Source organism: Ochrobactrum chromiisoli, assembly GCF_026241335.1.
Taxonomy (GTDB): Bacteria; Pseudomonadota; Alphaproteobacteria; order Rhizobiales; family Rhizobiaceae; genus Brucella; species Brucella chromiisoli.
On sequence record NZ_JAPHAV010000001.1, the window covers coordinates 1,070,920 to 1,086,185 of the forward strand.

Here is a 15,266-nt window from a genome sequence, read left to right on the forward strand (position 1 = left end):
TCGGGCGGTTACGTTGCACCAGCGCCAACGTAAGACGATATCGGCTGATCGACCTTGACAGTCAGTGTCGTGCTGGCGGCAACACCGCCAATGACGACCTGCAGCATTTGCCGATAGTCGCCACTTTGAAGTGAGAACAGGTCTCCTGGATTTAATATCAAGCCCGGAACGACGTTATTCAGTTGAACTGTGTATCCGCCTGTCACTACTCCGCGCTTGGCTGTGCCGCTTATCTGAGGCTTATCAGCGTCGCCCCAATAGGCTTGCGGGATGCAAATATGTGTCGGTCGATAAATTATCGTTTCAGCGCCGCCCTTAGCCGCCGCGATGAAGGATTGAAGCTGAACAGCTTGCCCGGCTGTGAGTGGCACAGTTTCCATTTCCACGGTGCGATAGCTATCAGCGTACTGCACTGTTGATATAGTTCTGCCGCCGTACTTCGTCTGGCTGGTCGGAATCGTAAGCTGAGGATAGGACGGCTGGAAGCCGATGCTTGCTGGAAGATCGATCATGGAATGTCCTAGAATTCAGTGCGAAATAGATTAGTCAGATAACCATTCAAATTGGAACGAAATCGACTGAATGGTGTTCCGCTATCGAGAATGTAACCGGAGCTCGCCTGTGTCAGTAAAAAATGAAATGCGTAGGTCGGCAGAAGCCGTAGGCGAAGTTTCAAAAAGCCTGTCGATTATATTGCGGCGAAGCACGGATATCGCTTCAATTGGAGACACTTTGCGGCGCATGAATTGCGTAAGTCTGGATGAGGACGAAAGTCGATTCGAAGAGCTTCTTGTAAGGCTCGCTAGATGTAAGAAATAACTGTCTCAAAATCTCAGCCAGCAAACACATTTGCAAAAGTCTGCCTTTAAGTGACCTCAATTGTTAGCTTGCTATTATATCGAAAATGACGGACTCTAGATTGTCAGTATTAGATTTTTACTCGGGTTCGCTGGCAGGACTAGATCGTCCGTACCCGCAACTTGAAAGGAGGACTCCATGTCTTCCAATATCCATCTCGTCGACTTCCACATTAGCAACCGCATCCTTAATCAAATGATGGCTAAGGCTGGTTATGTAACGTTAAGAATGAAGCCGCTATCCGGGCCACTCTTTCACCAGTCGAAACTAGTTTTGCAGAATTTTATGACGGGCGTCATGCGTGACCATCGTGCTGATATCGCTCCATTACCTGAAGCTACGTCGGCATATGGGGCGGCCTAGTTACCCCAGCTTTATCGTCGGAGAGTTCACCGTCCGGGAGGGCTCGCCGTAATAAGTTTTGTTTAAATATTGGTTTTGTTATGCCTTTATTAAAATGTTAGATATTTGTTATTATGAAATAATTCATAAATATAATTTGACAAAATCCGATGAGTATATTAGGTATTAATTATCGATATTTTCTTGATGTGTTTTGCTTATTGCGCTTTTAGCGTCGCGCCCTGAACGAACCCCCTTTTAAAAATCGTTATCACTTTGCGTCACGCAAATGCGTGCTGCTATCTTTATTGCTATGAAAGGGTTTATTATGACCACTGGCACAGTTAAATGGTTCGATTCCACCAAGGGCTTCGGCTTCATTCAGCCTGATAATGGCGGCCTCCATGCTTTTGTTCACATCTCTGCCGTCGAGCGCGCCGGAATGCGCGAACTCATCGAAGGCCAGAAAATCGGCTACGATCTGGAACGCGACAACAAATCGGGCAGGATGTCGGCTGGTAACCTCCAGGCTGCATAAATAGTATTCTTCTTTCCTTTGACCACGGATGTACTGGCACTGTTGAAAGAAGTTTACTTAATAGGTCAGGCGTTGCCTGACCTTTTTTACTTCAAAAGGAATTCTTTTATGTCCATTGAAACGCAACTAACCTACACAAAAGAGACACTCTTTAAGCCAACCTCGTCTGTTAAAGAAACCATCGCAGCCAGAATAGATCGCACTGCGCGCGCTATACAACAGGTCGAGATGGACGCTCGAATTGAAAAGACTCTCCGGCTTAGAAACGCTCGGATGGAATATGAGCAAACTATTGTTCTGCCAGTTGCGAAAAAGAAGAAAACAAGGAAATCACATTAAGGCTAGAACAGGAGTAATTTATAACTTTTCATGTTTCCCCAATAAGTATTTATGGACGGCTCGAAGGCCGCCCGGATTTAATGTTACTTAAAGCTGTGTCCTAACCACTGGCACTGGCTCGCACTCAAGCGAGTGCTTTGCGATGCCTTCGAACACGATGAAGCGTTCGCCTGGATAGGTTCGAGCCAACCTCTCAGCTTCATTGGCTGCGTCGAGCGTGTTTGAATAAGCAGCCGCTTCTGGATCGACTATCCGAAGATCGCCATCAGACCAATTGTCTGGTTCACGAGTTACAAAAAACAATTTCATTTCAGCCTCATATAAAAATGGGTGGCACACTGGTCACCCGGTTGTTAACGTAATAAGCCACGCTTATTGGCCTGCCGAATTCCGCCCGTCACGGACAGAACGAAGTTACTGCTCTCGCTCCAAGTCTTAATTCCCTGCGCCACGCCTTGCTGCACCATATTGGCCACCTCGGCGTTACCAGTGGCACCGCTTACATTGACGTTGATAACCGGAGCACTGTTCACCGAGTTGTCTGTTTGAGAGTTATCGGTGCTGGAGCTTCCCGCGACCAACTGAGCGGCCGAAGGAATAACCGGCACGGGTATCGATGCCCGCGGGGTCATCGGTGCAGGAATGCCGATCTTTCCACCATTACTGAACTCGGGCAGTCGTCCCGCATTCATGGCTTCGAGAATCGGCAAGAATTTCTGCGTGGCGTTGGCGTTCATCATGAATTCGCCGTTACTGCCCCACATGAGCACCTTGTCGTCCCTTGGGCCACCAGGACCACGAACACGGCCTCCGCCTGCATAACCGGGAATAGGGCCGCCGTCCTTACGTCCAAGAAGACCACCCAGCAAGCTGCCCGACGTACCGAAGATGCCGTCAAACAGCGACTGGGACAGGATATCCAGAAGCTTATCCAAGACTTTGCCTAACGCGTCCGCAAAGGCTTCAGCTGCATCCTTGCCTGAGGCGAGATCGCTGACCAAACCCTTGAACGCGCCAAGCTCGGTCGATCGCCATTCTTCCGATTTTTGCTGAATTTTGGCTTGCGCCTCACTCAGCTGATTGGCTTCGACAGTAGCCAGCGCCCACTGTTCAGCGGTTGCGGCAATCTCAGCGCGCAGTGCCGGTGTCACTTCCACACCAGCCTTCTGCGCCGCATTGAGCAATTCCTGCTCGGTGCGCGCTCTTTCGACCGCATAGCCATAATCGTCCATCAAAGGATTAATCTGGCGTTGAGCTTCTGTCTCGGCAATCAGTGCTGATGTCCGGTCAGTGATGCTTTGAAGGTCGCCGTCGAACTTATCGTCGGGTGTTTTCTTTTCCTTCTTTGGCTTTTTGCCTTCAGCGGTTCGTGACCTGTCGCCTGCCAGTTCAGCCTCAGCAATGCGCTTAATCTGATCTTCGGTAAGCTTAGCGTTGTCCGATTCAGAACGCTTCCGAACTTCTGCTATCTTGTTCTCGAGTGCGAACTGATCCTTGCCTAGCTGAGCTTTTCGCAGTGCATTGCGCTCATATTCTGCGGCAGCTTCGTTCTCAGCTTTACGCTGTAGAATATAAGGATCTGCGGTTGCCCGAGATGCCTTATTTTCATCGGGACCGAGCGGATAGGCTTCACGCATCGTTTGCAAAGCGGCCGCTGCCACCGAACGAACATTACCAAGGACGGTAATTGCCTGAGCCATTTTCGCGAAGAACTGGCTCATGTCAGGATTTGCTTGCGACAGGCCGTTGATTGCGCGCACCGCATCCTCTGCGCTGCCACCAGTTTTAACGAACTTATCAATGATGTCCTGGGTGTCAGCCTTTAACTGCGGACTGATTTCGCCCTTTGTGGCAAGCACATCAAGCTGCTCGACTAAATCGTGTACCTTTTGAGTGGCAGCAGTCAGTTCTGGCATTTCGCCGACCCTCGTCGACATTGCCTGCAGTCCGGACATGTTAGAAATGGCATCAAGGACTTGTTTATTCAAATCAACAACGGCATCACTAACGGGCGTGTTGTTTATAGCCTCAAGGCGTTCCTTCGCTTTTTCCGCGGTAATTTGGAACTCTTGGAGATCCGAGATTATGTTGAGTATCTCGCGACGAGCGTCTTTGTCCGCAGTCGGCATAGTAACGTTCTGATAGACGTTTTCCAGCGGCCTTTTAACTATCGCGGCAATGGTGTCGAGTTCATCACCTTGACTGAACATTGTGCCAAGGAAATTGACACCACCCTTACGCAACCGCTCGAGCTCGTCAGCAATATTCTTGAGCTTACGTGCCTTGGCAGCATCAGTTAGTTTATCGAGCGCTTCCGCAGCTTGATCGATACCTTCAGCAGTCTGGGGTGCCGCAAGGCCGAGGCGCTCCATTTCGGCGCGCAGCTGATCAGAGTTCTGCTTCGCTTCCATGGCCTTCAGCGTGTAATTGCCAACAGCAAGAACCAGCGCACCGCCGATGATGGCGCCGAGAGGACCGGCAGCAGCACCAAGGCCACCGAGAGCAGACGCCATTTGCCCGGCGCTCTGCGCGGCTTTCATCGCCTGAGTGAACTTTACGACTGCAGCAGTTGTCGATCCGAGCGTGCGAACCAAACCGCCAAGCGAACGCCCGATAATAGCACCAGCAAACACCGCCGCCACCTGCATACCAGCGTCGGCAACTTTATCGAAGTTGTCGGCGATGAGGATAAGCGCTTGCGACATGGTCGACGATGCCGTCGTCACGTTATCTACATTGCCGACGTATTGAAGCAGCGCATTATTCAGAAGTGTAAAGCCATCGCCGATCGTGGCGGGCATGTCTTCGGCTTCTTTCCGCAAAACCGCCATTTGGCTCGTCAGGCTCTTTACAATGTCGTTGCCGGTAATCTTGCCCTGAGAGCCGAGAGCACGCAGGCCGCTGACTGTTGTGCCAAGTCCAGCTGCAAGTGCTTCGGCCGCACGGCCACCAACTTCGATGACAGTGTTCAGATTATCGCCGGACAGCTTGCCGACAGCCATCGCCTTCGCCAACGCATCAATAACGCGCGCGGCACGCTCACCTTTCGCACCCGACACAACGAGCGCATTGTTCAACGCTTCGGTGTAATCCAGTGACTGGTTGGTCGAATAACCCAGGTCGCGCAATGCTGTCGAATTGGAAAGGTAACTTTCGGCGGTCTGCGTCAGATCCGAATATGTGCGTCGTGCCATTTGGCCGAGGCGGTCCATGACCTGCGTGCCTTCACGGGTCGAGCCGGCAGCCAGATCCACGCGCGACGTTAAATCGGTCCATGTGTCGGTGAGCTTACGAAGCTCGTTCAAGCCGACGACAGAGCCAACAGCAGCCACCCCCTTGTTTATGCCGCTCCCCAGTGGCTTGTTAAAGCTGGCATCAAGCTGGCTGCGCAGACGCTTTGCGCTTTCCTCAATCTGTCGAAAATTCTGATCGGCAGTTTTAGCCATCTGGTTCAGCGTTTTATCTGAACTCCTGCCAATGGCATTCATGGTCTCTTCCATACGCTTTTGCGCGCGACGCAAGGACGCCACATCAGCGGAGATCGAAAGAATGATATCGTCGTTATTGTTTTCGTCGGCCACGCGGACCTCCTAAAAAAAAAGGCCGCACGAGGCGGCCTGAAATTAACTTCCGTATTTGCTGATAAGATCGTCCAGCTGATCCTGACTTGGAGCATCGATCTGCTTCTTGCCGCCGCGGGCTATCGCGAAGCCCTCCAAGGCGGATAGAAATTCGCTCAGTGACGAATTCCAAAAAGTATCAGGCGTCCATCGCAAGACGCCAAAGGCTGACTGTTGCCATTCTCGCCAGGGAAACTCCGCCTCTACACTGTCGCCCCGGCTTCCCCGTTTCCCGATTGATCATCCTTGAAATGGTGCGCGAGCGCTGCCTCAAAGGCTTTCGAGAGGGCCGGAAAATGGCCGAATTTTAGAACTGCTAGGGCAGCAGAAGCATCGCCGCGAACTGTCAAATGACGAATCGCTGACATCGCAGCTGCGACTTCGACGTTGGAAAGGCGGTCAAAGAGATCTTGCATCGACTTGCAGCCCAGCTCTGTCGATACCGCCGCTAAGCCGCCCATGGTTGCTGCAACCACGATATCGACGCCACCAATGGTGACGCCGACTTCGCCGCGAGCCCCGTTTACAGGGATCTGCATCCTTATACCTCAGCCTCAAATTCAAGCGGGCCGGCCGCTTCGAAGGTCGCTGAAAAGTCCATCATGCCTTCAGCTTCGCCGCTGAATTCGAAGTCGGTAACAAACCAAGGGCCAGTGTAAGAACCGAGACCCGGAACGATCACTCGGGCATTGAAGATGGTCGCATCATTCACATGATTGATAAAAGTCGCGCTGTCTGCGCCTGCGACGAACTTACCGGAGCCTGTAAAGGTGCGCTGCTTGATTCCAGGAACGCCGGTTTTCTGAGGCGTTGCTTCCGGATTGTTGCAATCAGGAATCGTGGTGTCGACGCTATTGGCCGACATATTGAAGCTGCGCGTGGTGATGCCGCAGAGATTTTTGAAAACCTCAGGGGAAGCGCCGTCGCCAATCTGAATGAGGAGAAGACGGCCGATTTGCTGACCAGTAGCCATAGGGATATTTCCTTTGAAAACAAAAAAGCCCGCCGAAAAGGCAGGCTGGGAGGATTTGATTTTTGGGGTGATTAGATTTTGTCGACGTATGCGGTGAGCTCGATCACCGCATGGGAGTGAATGCCGTCGAGATCACGAAACGTTCGTGTTTGCCGATTATGAAGACTGACGAGACGGTTTGTCGGAAGCTGCAAAGGAGCATCGTGCAGCGCGTCTGCAACGGCCTCTGCAACTTTCTTCACCTCGGTAAAGCCACCGCCGTAATTCGACCACGCGTGAAGCGTGGCGTAAATCACGCGGGAGCCAGCACAGGTGACGTCGGCCCGATGTTCGTCAAAATCGCCCATCACAACGTAAGGCGGTATTGCTTCAGGCGGTGACATGTCGAAGATGTTCTCGCCGACAAGACTTGTTAAAGCTGGTGTTGCCAGAAGGTGCGAAACGATTGCACCTTGCAGTTCAAGAGAAGCTGAACTCATCGACTTTTCAGAGCCTCCCGAATGCCCTTGTTCATGGCGTTACGTATGCGGCTCATTGCCTTTTTCCGCATGCCTCGCCAGACGGGGAAGATATGCGGCTGAGCTGGTGTCGCGCCATGGGCTTGAGAGCCCTTAGTCATCACCTTGCCAGATTTGTAGCGCCGATCAGCACGCGGAGCCTGAGCACCGCTTGCTTTGGTTCCGAACTCAATGAACCGCCAGATGAAATTCGCGTAGACACCCACCGCAGTCGGATCTTTCGACTTCCTGGCGCCGAAGACAATCTTGTCAGGATTGTCGGACTGGAGGCCAGCGCGAATGCTTTCTGCGTAATCACCGGATAGACGTGGCGCGCGCGCTTTGATGGATGCGGCTGCTTCTTCAGCAACCTGCAACTTGACTTCATCCATTTTCTCAATCGCCTTAGGAGCGATCTTACGAATTTTATTCGTCAGCTCCACGCGGCCTAAGAGTTTCGCTCGAAGCACCATCAACCACCGCCTTCGTCAGTCACCATGGCCTCGATGTAGGCGTTGCTTTCATCGGGGTTCATGATCGATTTGATATTGTAGGTGCGTTCGTTCCGCGCGTTGCGAATGCGCCACGCTGGGGTAACAAGGCGCGTTCGGCTGTTTGAGTGCACTGTAAGAGTGTAGGGCTGAATACCTTCAAGCCGTGCTGCAATGACAGTCTCAGATCCAAGACGCGGACGCAGCCGGGCACGCTCCTCGAACTTGTCGACCCATTCGCCTCGAACGCCACCACCTTCATCTCTGACATTTTCGCGCTGTTGGAAAACAACGCGTTCATTCATCGCCGCGTTAGGCGTCCGGGGTGTTTTCGACATTCGGCAATTCACCTTTGCGTGGTGTTTTCAAACGAGATGCTTTGCCACTCGCAATCGCGGCCGCAGCGCAAGGCGTAGTCACGAGGCCGGACCAGCCAGCCTTATAAGCGACGGTGACAGCCGGAGTTACGCGGTGATTGAAGTCACCGCTGAATTTTATCCAGGGCATGATAACCTCACGCTAGAACGGGTTTGCGGTATCGATAGAGGATCGAGGTAATCCGTCGATCGAGGTACCCGTCTGCCGGTGCATAGAGCGGGTCAGCATCGCCACGATTGGCCCACATAAAACCGACCTGAAGCAAAACCGCCGCCTGAATAAGTGGGGGCGCTGTTTGATCATTCCATGCTGGGTCAGATTTATTGATATAATTCAGAATGATGTCTGATGCCTGTTCGATCATATCATTGAGATCGGTATCATCATCATCGTGAAAAATCCGCTGACGTCGTTTGACGGCTTCAAGTGTGACGAGTTTTACCATTTGACACCGTCCAGGCCAAGCTGGGTAAGATCACTGCCAGCGCGACCTTCTGGGCCGCGTTCGCCGCGCTCGCCATCTTTGCCGTTTTTACCATCGCGCCCGCATTTTACGGCTAAGCGCCAAGCATCTGACGTTCCCGGTCTATCTTCGGTGGCCTTCTGAGCAATCCACAACGAGCCACCATGTGTGACGGCATCGCCGCGAATATAGCCGGCTCCAGCTTTGTGCTGGCCTCGGTCGAGCGGGATGGGGAGCATGATTGGAAATTCCTTCACGCGTTCACCCTGAATGAACCGCAAAGTAATGCCACGTTCTCCGTCATACTCAACAGATAAGTCATCGAAGCCAATCCCATCGGCTCCATCCTTGCCGTGCAGGCCGTCATTGCCATTATCGCCGTCGCGACCCGGAACTCCCGGCAGTCCGTCACGGCCATCTCTGACGTCGCGGGCCTCAATGGCTGCAAGTCGCTCACTCAGTTTGCTGTAGGCCGCGTCGACATATCCCCTGAGCGTTCCAAGAACCGCATCGGCCAGTTTAGTCGCATCAATCATGAGAATACCTCTGCGGCTTTGGTGGTGAAAGCTGCGATCAGCTTGTCTGTTTCATCTTCTGGCTCTGGCAGCGGTTCAATCGGGCTTGCTGTTGTTTGTTTTGCAAACGGGTCATCCAATTGATCGCGCTTATCAAGCGCCGCGAGAGAATAGTTTTGCTGCTGTAGATACGGGGTTGCACCACCCGCGACTGGGGGAAGATTGAGAACGCGTCTACTTTCGTTTGGTGATTTAATCCCGGCTTTGACCGCGTCCGCTTCTGTTTTAATGAGCGTTGCACTATCCATGCGAAAAAGATCACTAAGGTCAAATTCGGTTCCCTCTCCAACTTCGCAATCAAACCCACCATCCAAACAGAGCTCGATGCCCTCGATATGGATTTGGACGCACTGGGAATAATATTGCTGATCAAGGGCTTCGACATTATTGAACGACGGCGCTTGGCCAACTCCGACTTTGTGAGGAGGAACGCCCATTACAGAGCAAATAGTTTCGGCAGACCAGCGAAGCTGCTCGATAAGCTGAGAGTCGAGTGCATTCATCGCGAGGGACTCGTACTTCAGGTTATCACCAAGGACAGCGATCTTTCCCGCATTATTGCCGGTATAATTATTTTCCCAGAAGTCTTTAAGACGCTTCGCGTTTTCCTCATCAATCGCGCCTGGTGCGCTCAGTATTCCGCCAGGCATTGAGCCGTTACCGAAAAACTTGGCTGAACTTTTTTGAATTTGTAAGCCCTGCAATGCAGCAAGTCCGCCTGCAGTGATTGGCGACAAACCAACCATTGGGTGAAAAATTGTATTCCAGCGATCGTGAATGATCTCAGACGCTGGCACGGTAACGCTATCGGCACTCTGCCCGGCTAAATCGTCACGCTGAAGCTGGTAATAAACGGACCCGTCAGTTGAAATAAGCACCTTCACCCGATTTGGATCGAGAATATAAAGCGATACGATTTTTCCAGCTGTGGATCGTCGTTTCAAAATGTACGTATTGCCGTGCGCCAGCTTTGAAAGCATCCAAGATTCAAAGAACTGGATACGGTTCTGAAACTGATTAGGGTTTCGCAACAATGGGCTGATTTCAGGATGTTCGACTTCCGACCAGATATTATTGCTATCCTCTACCACATACCGAATGCGCATTTTCGAGATGTCAGATGAAATCAACGACAGGCATCGAAACAGGGTCGGATTGGTAACAGCGGTATCCGTGCTAACCTCGATATTCTTCTGCCAGGCACCAGTAAATGATTCACGAATAATGCCCCACAAGCCGCCTCGGTTATCGACGGGCGCAAGGCTTGCTGTCTTTTGCCGCGTAATCGACAAACCGAAAACTTTCATACTATTCTCCAGCTTTGGTGCGGCGTGATCGTGGCTTAACCGAGGAAACGTCCTGAGGTTTAGGCTCAGGCTCAGAAGCTGCTTCTTCGGCCTTCTTGATAGCCTTCAGCAACTTGGCGTCTTTTGCAGACGCCTCAAATTCATCGCCGGATAACAGCGATTTACCCGCGTAACGGAGCGGTTTTAATGCAATGAGTTTCAAGCGTCTCTCCATTGATAAAAGAGAGGGGAGCCGAAGCTCCCCAATCAATTAACCGCCGTAGTTGGCACTATCGATGAACTGAACAACGCCGTTTCGACGCTTAGCCCAGTTAATGAAGCGCTCCGCACGAATGCCGACCATGTTGTGCTGCCACAACGACACCATGACAGTTGATGCCGTGACAGGGTTGGTGGGCGCGCTTTCCATCTCAAGAGATGCTTCACGCGATGCATCCAACAGCACCTGTCCGTCGTCAGCTAGAAGAATTTCCGTGGCCTTGGCGAGAATAATGCGCGAACCGGCACCTTCTATAGGATCGCCAGTGCCTGCATTGGCAGGGATATTCTCGGAAAGAACAACCGGCAGACCAAACCAAGTTCCGCCGCTAGTCCCATTGATCGACAGGCCTGGGAATTCTGGCTGACCGAGAGGATTCAACATAAGCGCAAGGCCGAGAGCCTGCGTTTCGGTCATAATCCACACGCTACCTGCCAGCGACATGTTGGCGGCAAGGAAGTTGCCGAAAAGCTTCTTCACATCAGCACGGACATCATCTGCAGTGGTACCGCTCGCCACGACTGGCGTAACGCCATTGGTGATAGACGCAGGCGATACACCGTTCGCACCAGCAGCCTTAGCTGGATCAACAAAGTCCTTGTCCATGGTCTGAACAATGGTGTTGACCAGATCCTGACGCACCAGCGCTTCCGCAGAAGGATTGGAGAACCGCACCAGTTCGTCCGTCAGAACCACAATACCGGCGAGCTTCGCAAAACCAAGCTTGATATTGTCGAATGCCAGTTCACTGACCGGCTTCGGCTTACCTTCACCTACCCACTGTGCCGATGAACCAGCAGTCTGGCGTGGAATATTGATGTTGAATGGCACTCGGCGAAGACCAGGAATTCGACCGACGATCGTCTGCGGGCGAAGTAGTTCAATAAACTCATTCGCCATTGTCTGGTATTCGACCAACGGCTTTGCCCATTCGGCATCGGTTGTGGTGCCGGCAGACACTGCTGCACGCAGGACCGTCTCAACTTCAGGTGTGTCGCCCCAAGCCTTGGAAACTTCCGCAGCCTGCATCAGATTGCCCTTAGAACGAGCCAGCGCAATCGCATAACGCGTGAATGCAGTTCCCTTCGGCAGGTCTTTCTTCGCAGAAGCTGGGACCGCACCGCGGGCCTTGCTACCGTCGTCGACGGTTTTGACGCCAGTCACGTCGGTTGCACCTGCGATACTCGCAGCCTCTAGGTCTTTTAGGCGTACCAAATGCTCGTCAATCGACTTCACTTCAGCCACAAGGGCATCATATTCATCGGACTGATCGGCATCCAACGTAACGCCGTCTTCTGCTGCTTTCTGCATCAGGCCGGTCATTGCTGCGGACTTCTGCGCACGAGTAGCTTCAAAGGCTTTAATTTGTTCCTGAATATTCATAGATGACTTCCTTTTCGGAGTTGTCGGGGAGGATTTGACCGAAACGCCGGTCGAGGAGGGTCGTGCGGCAATAACAGCGGATTTGCCTGACGCGGCGCGCTGCTGATTATCGATCGACTTGATATTGTTGATGGTTGCGTCAGCGTTGGCTGGAATTGTCACAAGGGAAAGCTCGAGCCATTCCCATTCAGTGAACCGCAACCCGCCTGTCTTCATGATCTCATAGCTGAGAGATCGGAACCCAATCGAGACGGCACGCACCAGGCCCAGCTTGACGCTTTGCCATGCTTCGTCCGTTCGATCTTTGAGTGTTCCGGGCTCATCGATCTTTACAATCCTAGCCTTAAAGGGGATGCCCTTTTCGGTCGGCTCTGCAAACTCGACGTGTCCGACCGGCATATTGGCGTTATGCTGCCATAGTAGAGGCATCGGGAGTGCAAATTTCGCTCCCATAGGCTCGACAACATCGTCCATGCGATCCGCAGACGGTGTTGAAGCAATGCCTTCTATGAGACGTTCGTCTTCATTGACGGTCCTGATATTCAGAACCGAATAAGCTCTATTCATCGATTTTCCTTAGAAAAATCAGCCAAAAACCATGATTTGATATTGGCGCTTTGGCTTTTCGAGAGGCGTGTCAGCCGCAAATCCCGTCACCATCGCCAGAGCAACAGCAGCGTCGATGCGGACGGAAGCTTTGGTTTTCACGAACCAGCGGTTATCGAGTGGATCGCGATCAAACGTGGCGCCCATCAAAGCTGTCATCAACACCGGGTTTCGCCGAAGCCGCACGCGGCCGTCGATAATGGCGTTTTCCAATTCGGTGACCGATCCCGGCATCCACAAGCCTTGCGGCTCCGGAAGGCCGGCGGCTTTTGCAGCTTCGATTTTCTTTTCGCTGGCCTTTGATCGTCGCTTACCACCTTGCGGATGCGGTATTTGCTCAACTTCAACGCCGATTGCGTCAAGCTCCTCGCGGAACTTGTCGTAAGCATAAGGGTCATACGCTATTCCTTGAACGTCGAAATCTTGCGTAAGCTGAGCCACCCGTGCTGCGACGAAGTCAAAGCGAATTCGCTTGCCGGGCGATGCATTCAGATAACCTTGATCAACCCACGTTTCGTAAGGCGCATTGTCTGCGGCTGCGCGGGCTTTCAACGTTTCTTCAGGCGTCCAAGCTTCGATCCACATATCGAAAGTCGGCAGTTCGATTGTTGATCCATCCTCACGTTGCATTGACTTCGTGCCGGTTTTTACAGCGCAAGCCAAAGCAGTCATGTCGCGAGCTGCTGACAAATCGACACTGATATAGAGTTGCTTACCAGCATGCTCTTCTTCGGGGTCGAAATCATCCATGACAGCTTCAACCGTATCGCGCGGCATCCAAGCCTGATCGGCATCAGTCCATTGGCAGAAATGAAGCCGCAAGATGCCGTTCAGTTTTCCCGGAATCTGCCGAGCCTGCGAAACAACACCCGCAAGATATTCTTGCGTCAGGATTACGCCGAGAAGTGGATTAGCTTTTTTCCAACATGTGGGATCATCAAGTGGGTCATCGTCTTTGTCCAACGAACAGACATAAGAAAACGTCGTGTCGTCATAGACCTCACCAACATAAGTGAAATCTTCATCAGGCGTCTCGGTTCCAGCTGCTGTTCGAACAGCATGTTGGTGCTCTTCCCAGCACACTGAATTTCGATCAGAACCGCTGTTTGTGATCATGAAAAGAAGCGGCTGCAGCCGAAACTTAAAACCGCGCTCCAGCATTTCCATCACGGTGCGGTCAGGATGCTCATGCACCTCATCGCACAGCGCGAAATGAGGCCTGGGACCGGACCCTGTTTTACCGGCTTCCTTCGAAATCGGTCGGAAGAACGACGCTTTCTCGTGGAACGCGATATTGTTCTCTTTACCGAGACCGCCGCTGAATTTCAGCCGCTTCGAAAGCTTCGGAGCCGACTGAGCCATCTTTACTGCATCATGGAACAGAATGTCCGCCTGAGCTTTCTTAGCAGCGGCAGCATAAATCTGAGCGCCAGATTCACCATCTGCCATTAAGCCAAGTAGACCAAGTCCACCCGCGAAGGGTGACTTTCCATTGCCTTTGCCCTCTTCGATATAGGCGCGGCGAAAACGGCGGGTGCCGTCTTCCTTCACCCATCCGAATAGCGATCCCAGCTTGAAAGCCTGTGAAGCATGCAGAATGAAGGGCTTGCCATCAAACTGGCCTTCCTTCAGTTTCAGGCGCTCTTCAAAAAAGCGCATTGCCCGGTGAGCTTTAGCATCATCCCAGTACAGGCCGCGCTCGTGTCCATGTTCGATATCATCAAAGTGACGTCGGCATGCATTCCTGACATGAGGCCCAGCGATTTCAGTCCCGTCGAGCACAGCTTGCGCATAAGCGCTGACACGCTCAAGTGCAGGTGTATCAGTCAACAAGATCGTCCTTATCCTCTTCGTCAGGCATTGAAATCTTGGTCGCGTCCGCAGGCGTAGCGCCCATCTGGCCCAGCATCTGACGCAGCAGGTTCATCGCCTGCACTCCAACCTCTTGGCCCGCCATCATTCGCCCCTGAATATTTGCGGCCATTCCGACCAACATGCGGTGTGACTGGTTCAGCCACGGCAGTTCTTTCTCAAACAGTTTCCAGGCAGCTTTGGCTTTGCTCTCTGGCGTATCCTTCAACCAGGCGGGAGGATTACCAAGCGGGCCATCAGCTTTAACGTCCTTGCGATCTTTGAAGCGGGTAGGATGTGTTTTGTCGCGCCCCTCCGCCTTGGCTTTAGCGAGGGGATTCCGTGGTCGAGCCATTGAATCCTCACAGGTTTTGTGTAAAATATATCCAGCCGTCGAGCTCCGCTCCGGCGAAAATCAGGGTCATATTTTCAAATGGTTTTGCGTGCGTGTTTGCCCACAACCGATCCCACGCTATCGCGCCTCCGTCGGTCGGTAACCACCCCCGGGGGGGGCTGGATTACCCGATCGGCCACCCTGATGCGTCGAATCTGATCACGGTCTGCCCTAGGTCTTCACGTTGGCCACGAGACGCGTGGCACCGCTTGCATGTCGAGATGAATGGTCCTGACCAGAAGATGCTTTCACTACCGCGATGCGGTATCGCGTGATGAACCTCATTTGCAGGTTCAACAATTTCCCGCTCTAAACACCATTCACAAAGCGGCTGCATTCGCAGTTGAGCTTCCCGGATGCGTTGCCAGCGGGCGGTTCTGTAGAGGCGAACC

The 15,266-nt window shown here is 52.5% G+C and carries 20 protein-coding genes; 3 read left to right on the top strand and 17 right to left on the bottom strand.

All coding sequences use genetic code 11. The features are described 5' to 3' along the window. Positions 1-8: 8 nt before the first annotated feature. Positions 9-512, bottom strand: coding sequence for a hypothetical protein (locus OPR82_RS05150; protein ID WP_265983407.1), 504 nt, complete (start codon positions 510-512; stop codon positions 9-11). A gap of 484 nt (positions 513-996) precedes the next feature. Between OPR82_RS05150 and OPR82_RS05155 the strand changes: the two genes are divergently transcribed. The 3 genes from OPR82_RS05155 (at position 997) to OPR82_RS05165 (ending at position 2,077) form a co-directional block, all read left to right on the top strand. Next, positions 997-1,221 (top strand): hypothetical protein, encoded by a 225-nt coding sequence (locus tag OPR82_RS05155; protein WP_265983408.1) that lies wholly within the window; start codon positions 997-999, stop codon positions 1,219-1,221. A gap of 307 nt (positions 1,222-1,528) precedes the next feature. Continuing rightward, on the top strand, positions 1,529-1,738 hold the full coding sequence (locus OPR82_RS05160) for a cold-shock protein (RefSeq protein ID WP_265983409.1): 210 nt from the start codon (positions 1,529-1,531) through the stop codon (positions 1,736-1,738). 108 nt (positions 1,739-1,846) lie between these two features. Next, positions 1,847-2,077 (top strand): hypothetical protein, encoded by a 231-nt coding sequence (locus OPR82_RS05165; RefSeq protein ID WP_265983410.1) that lies wholly within the window; start codon positions 1,847-1,849, stop codon positions 2,075-2,077. 87 nt (positions 2,078-2,164) lie between these two features. On the opposite strand, the gene OPR82_RS05170 is transcribed toward OPR82_RS05165, so the two are convergent. From OPR82_RS05170 to OPR82_RS05245, 16 genes are all read right to left on the bottom strand, one after another. Beyond that, positions 2,165-2,386 carry a hypothetical protein gene (locus OPR82_RS05170; protein WP_265983411.1) on the bottom strand — a complete coding sequence of 74 codons (222 nt, stop codon included), beginning with the start codon at positions 2,384-2,386 and terminating at the stop codon, positions 2,165-2,167. A 44-nt stretch (positions 2,387-2,430) separates the two neighbouring features. After that, entirely contained in the window at positions 2,431-5,658 is a 3,228-nt protein-coding gene (locus OPR82_RS05175) for a tape measure protein (RefSeq protein WP_265983412.1), read from the bottom strand. Positions 5,659-5,700: 42 nt separating this feature from the next. After that, complete coding sequence (locus OPR82_RS05180; protein WP_171379820.1) at positions 5,701-5,934, bottom strand: phage tail assembly chaperone; 234 nt, start codon at positions 5,932-5,934, stop codon at positions 5,701-5,703. Next, positions 5,901-6,236, bottom strand: coding sequence for a hypothetical protein (locus OPR82_RS05185; RefSeq protein WP_265983413.1), 336 nt, complete (start codon positions 6,234-6,236; stop codon positions 5,901-5,903). Before OPR82_RS05185 ends, OPR82_RS05180 begins: the two co-directional genes overlap by 34 nt. Positions 6,237-6,238: 2 nt before the next feature. After that, complete coding sequence (locus tag OPR82_RS05190) at positions 6,239-6,670, bottom strand: phage tail tube protein (protein WP_265983414.1); 432 nt, start codon at positions 6,668-6,670, stop codon at positions 6,239-6,241. Positions 6,671-6,741: 71 nt separating this feature from the next. Next, complete coding sequence (locus OPR82_RS05195; RefSeq protein WP_265983415.1) at positions 6,742-7,149, bottom strand: DUF3168 domain-containing protein; 408 nt, start codon at positions 7,147-7,149, stop codon at positions 6,742-6,744. Next, on the bottom strand, positions 7,146-7,640 hold the full coding sequence (locus OPR82_RS05200) for an HK97 gp10 family phage protein (RefSeq protein WP_265983417.1): 495 nt from the start codon (positions 7,638-7,640) through the stop codon (positions 7,146-7,148). The genes OPR82_RS05195 and OPR82_RS05200 overlap by 4 nt, the downstream gene beginning before the upstream one ends. Then, entirely contained in the window at positions 7,640-7,996 is a 357-nt protein-coding gene (locus OPR82_RS05205; RefSeq protein ID WP_265983418.1) for a phage head closure protein, read from the bottom strand. Before OPR82_RS05205 ends, OPR82_RS05200 begins: the two co-directional genes overlap by 1 nt. Beyond that, the gene (locus tag OPR82_RS05210) at positions 7,971-8,165 is read right to left on the bottom strand and encodes a hypothetical protein (RefSeq protein WP_265983419.1); all 195 of its coding nucleotides are present in this window, start codon (positions 8,163-8,165) and stop codon (positions 7,971-7,973) included. The genes OPR82_RS05205 and OPR82_RS05210 overlap by 26 nt, the downstream gene beginning before the upstream one ends. 7 nt (positions 8,166-8,172) lie before the next feature. Further along, a complete protein-coding gene (locus tag OPR82_RS05215; RefSeq protein WP_265983420.1) occupies positions 8,173-8,481 on the bottom strand; it encodes a head-tail connector protein in 309 nt (102 codons plus the stop codon). After that, the gene (locus tag OPR82_RS05220) at positions 8,475-9,035 is read right to left on the bottom strand and encodes a collagen-like domain-containing protein (protein WP_265983421.1); all 561 of its coding nucleotides are present in this window, start codon (positions 9,033-9,035) and stop codon (positions 8,475-8,477) included. Before OPR82_RS05220 ends, OPR82_RS05215 begins: the two co-directional genes overlap by 7 nt. Beyond that, positions 9,032-10,381 carry a phage portal protein gene (locus tag OPR82_RS05225; RefSeq protein ID WP_265983422.1) on the bottom strand — a complete coding sequence of 450 codons (1,350 nt, stop codon included), beginning with the start codon at positions 10,379-10,381 and terminating at the stop codon, positions 9,032-9,034. Before OPR82_RS05225 ends, OPR82_RS05220 begins: the two co-directional genes overlap by 4 nt. Before the next feature lies 1 nt (position 10,382). Continuing rightward, positions 10,383-10,583 (bottom strand): DUF7210 family protein, encoded by a 201-nt coding sequence (locus tag OPR82_RS05230; protein WP_265983423.1) that lies wholly within the window; start codon positions 10,581-10,583, stop codon positions 10,383-10,385. A gap of 48 nt (positions 10,584-10,631) precedes the next feature. After that, positions 10,632-12,590 (bottom strand): phage major capsid protein, encoded by a 1,959-nt coding sequence (locus OPR82_RS05235; protein WP_265983424.1) that lies wholly within the window; start codon positions 12,588-12,590, stop codon positions 10,632-10,634. A gap of 18 nt (positions 12,591-12,608) precedes the next feature. Beyond that, positions 12,609-14,459, bottom strand: coding sequence for a terminase large subunit (locus tag OPR82_RS05240; protein WP_265983426.1), 1,851 nt, complete (start codon positions 14,457-14,459; stop codon positions 12,609-12,611). Then, complete coding sequence (locus OPR82_RS05245; RefSeq protein WP_265983427.1) at positions 14,452-14,835, bottom strand: hypothetical protein; 384 nt, start codon at positions 14,833-14,835, stop codon at positions 14,452-14,454. Before OPR82_RS05245 ends, OPR82_RS05240 begins: the two co-directional genes overlap by 8 nt. Positions 14,836-15,266 lie beyond the last annotated feature (431 nt).

Bases quoted from the DNA above. Each gene is read 5' to 3' on its own strand.
- OPR82_RS05155 (WP_265983408.1), top strand. From the start codon at position 997: ATGTCTTCCAATATCCATCTCGTCGACTTCCACATTAGCAACCGCATC.
- OPR82_RS05190 (WP_265983414.1), bottom strand. From the start codon at position 6,670: ATGGCTACTGGTCAGCAAATCGGCCGTCTTCTCCTCATTCAGATTGGC.
- OPR82_RS05150 (WP_265983407.1), bottom strand. From the start codon at position 512: ATGATCGATCTTCCAGCAAGCATCGGCTTCCAGCCGTCCTATCCTCAG.
- OPR82_RS05160 (WP_265983409.1), top strand. From the start codon at position 1,529: ATGACCACTGGCACAGTTAAATGGTTCGATTCCACCAAGGGCTTCGGC.
- OPR82_RS05165 (WP_265983410.1), top strand. From the start codon at position 1,847: ATGTCCATTGAAACGCAACTAACCTACACAAAAGAGACACTCTTTAAG.
- OPR82_RS05185 (WP_265983413.1), bottom strand. From the start codon at position 6,236: ATGCAGATCCCTGTAAACGGGGCTCGCGGCGAAGTCGGCGTCACCATT.
- OPR82_RS05195 (WP_265983415.1), bottom strand. From the start codon at position 7,149: ATGAGTTCAGCTTCTCTTGAACTGCAAGGTGCAATCGTTTCGCACCTT.
- OPR82_RS05215 (WP_265983420.1), bottom strand. From the start codon at position 8,481: ATGGTAAAACTCGTCACACTTGAAGCCGTCAAACGACGTCAGCGGATT.
- OPR82_RS05205 (WP_265983418.1), bottom strand. From the start codon at position 7,996: ATGTCGAAAACACCCCGGACGCCTAACGCGGCGATGAATGAACGCGTT.
- OPR82_RS05235 (WP_265983424.1), bottom strand. From the start codon at position 12,590: ATGAATAGAGCTTATTCGGTTCTGAATATCAGGACCGTCAATGAAGAC.
- OPR82_RS05245 (WP_265983427.1), bottom strand. From the start codon at position 14,835: ATGGCTCGACCACGGAATCCCCTCGCTAAAGCCAAGGCGGAGGGGCGC.
- OPR82_RS05200 (WP_265983417.1), bottom strand. From the start codon at position 7,640: ATGGTGCTTCGAGCGAAACTCTTAGGCCGCGTGGAGCTGACGAATAAA.
- OPR82_RS05170 (WP_265983411.1), bottom strand. From the start codon at position 2,386: ATGAAATTGTTTTTTGTAACTCGTGAACCAGACAATTGGTCTGATGGC.
- OPR82_RS05210 (WP_265983419.1), bottom strand. From the start codon at position 8,165: ATGCCCTGGATAAAATTCAGCGGTGACTTCAATCACCGCGTAACTCCG.
- OPR82_RS05225 (WP_265983422.1), bottom strand. From the start codon at position 10,381: ATGAAAGTTTTCGGTTTGTCGATTACGCGGCAAAAGACAGCAAGCCTT.
- OPR82_RS05220 (WP_265983421.1), bottom strand. From the start codon at position 9,035: ATGATTGATGCGACTAAACTGGCCGATGCGGTTCTTGGAACGCTCAGG.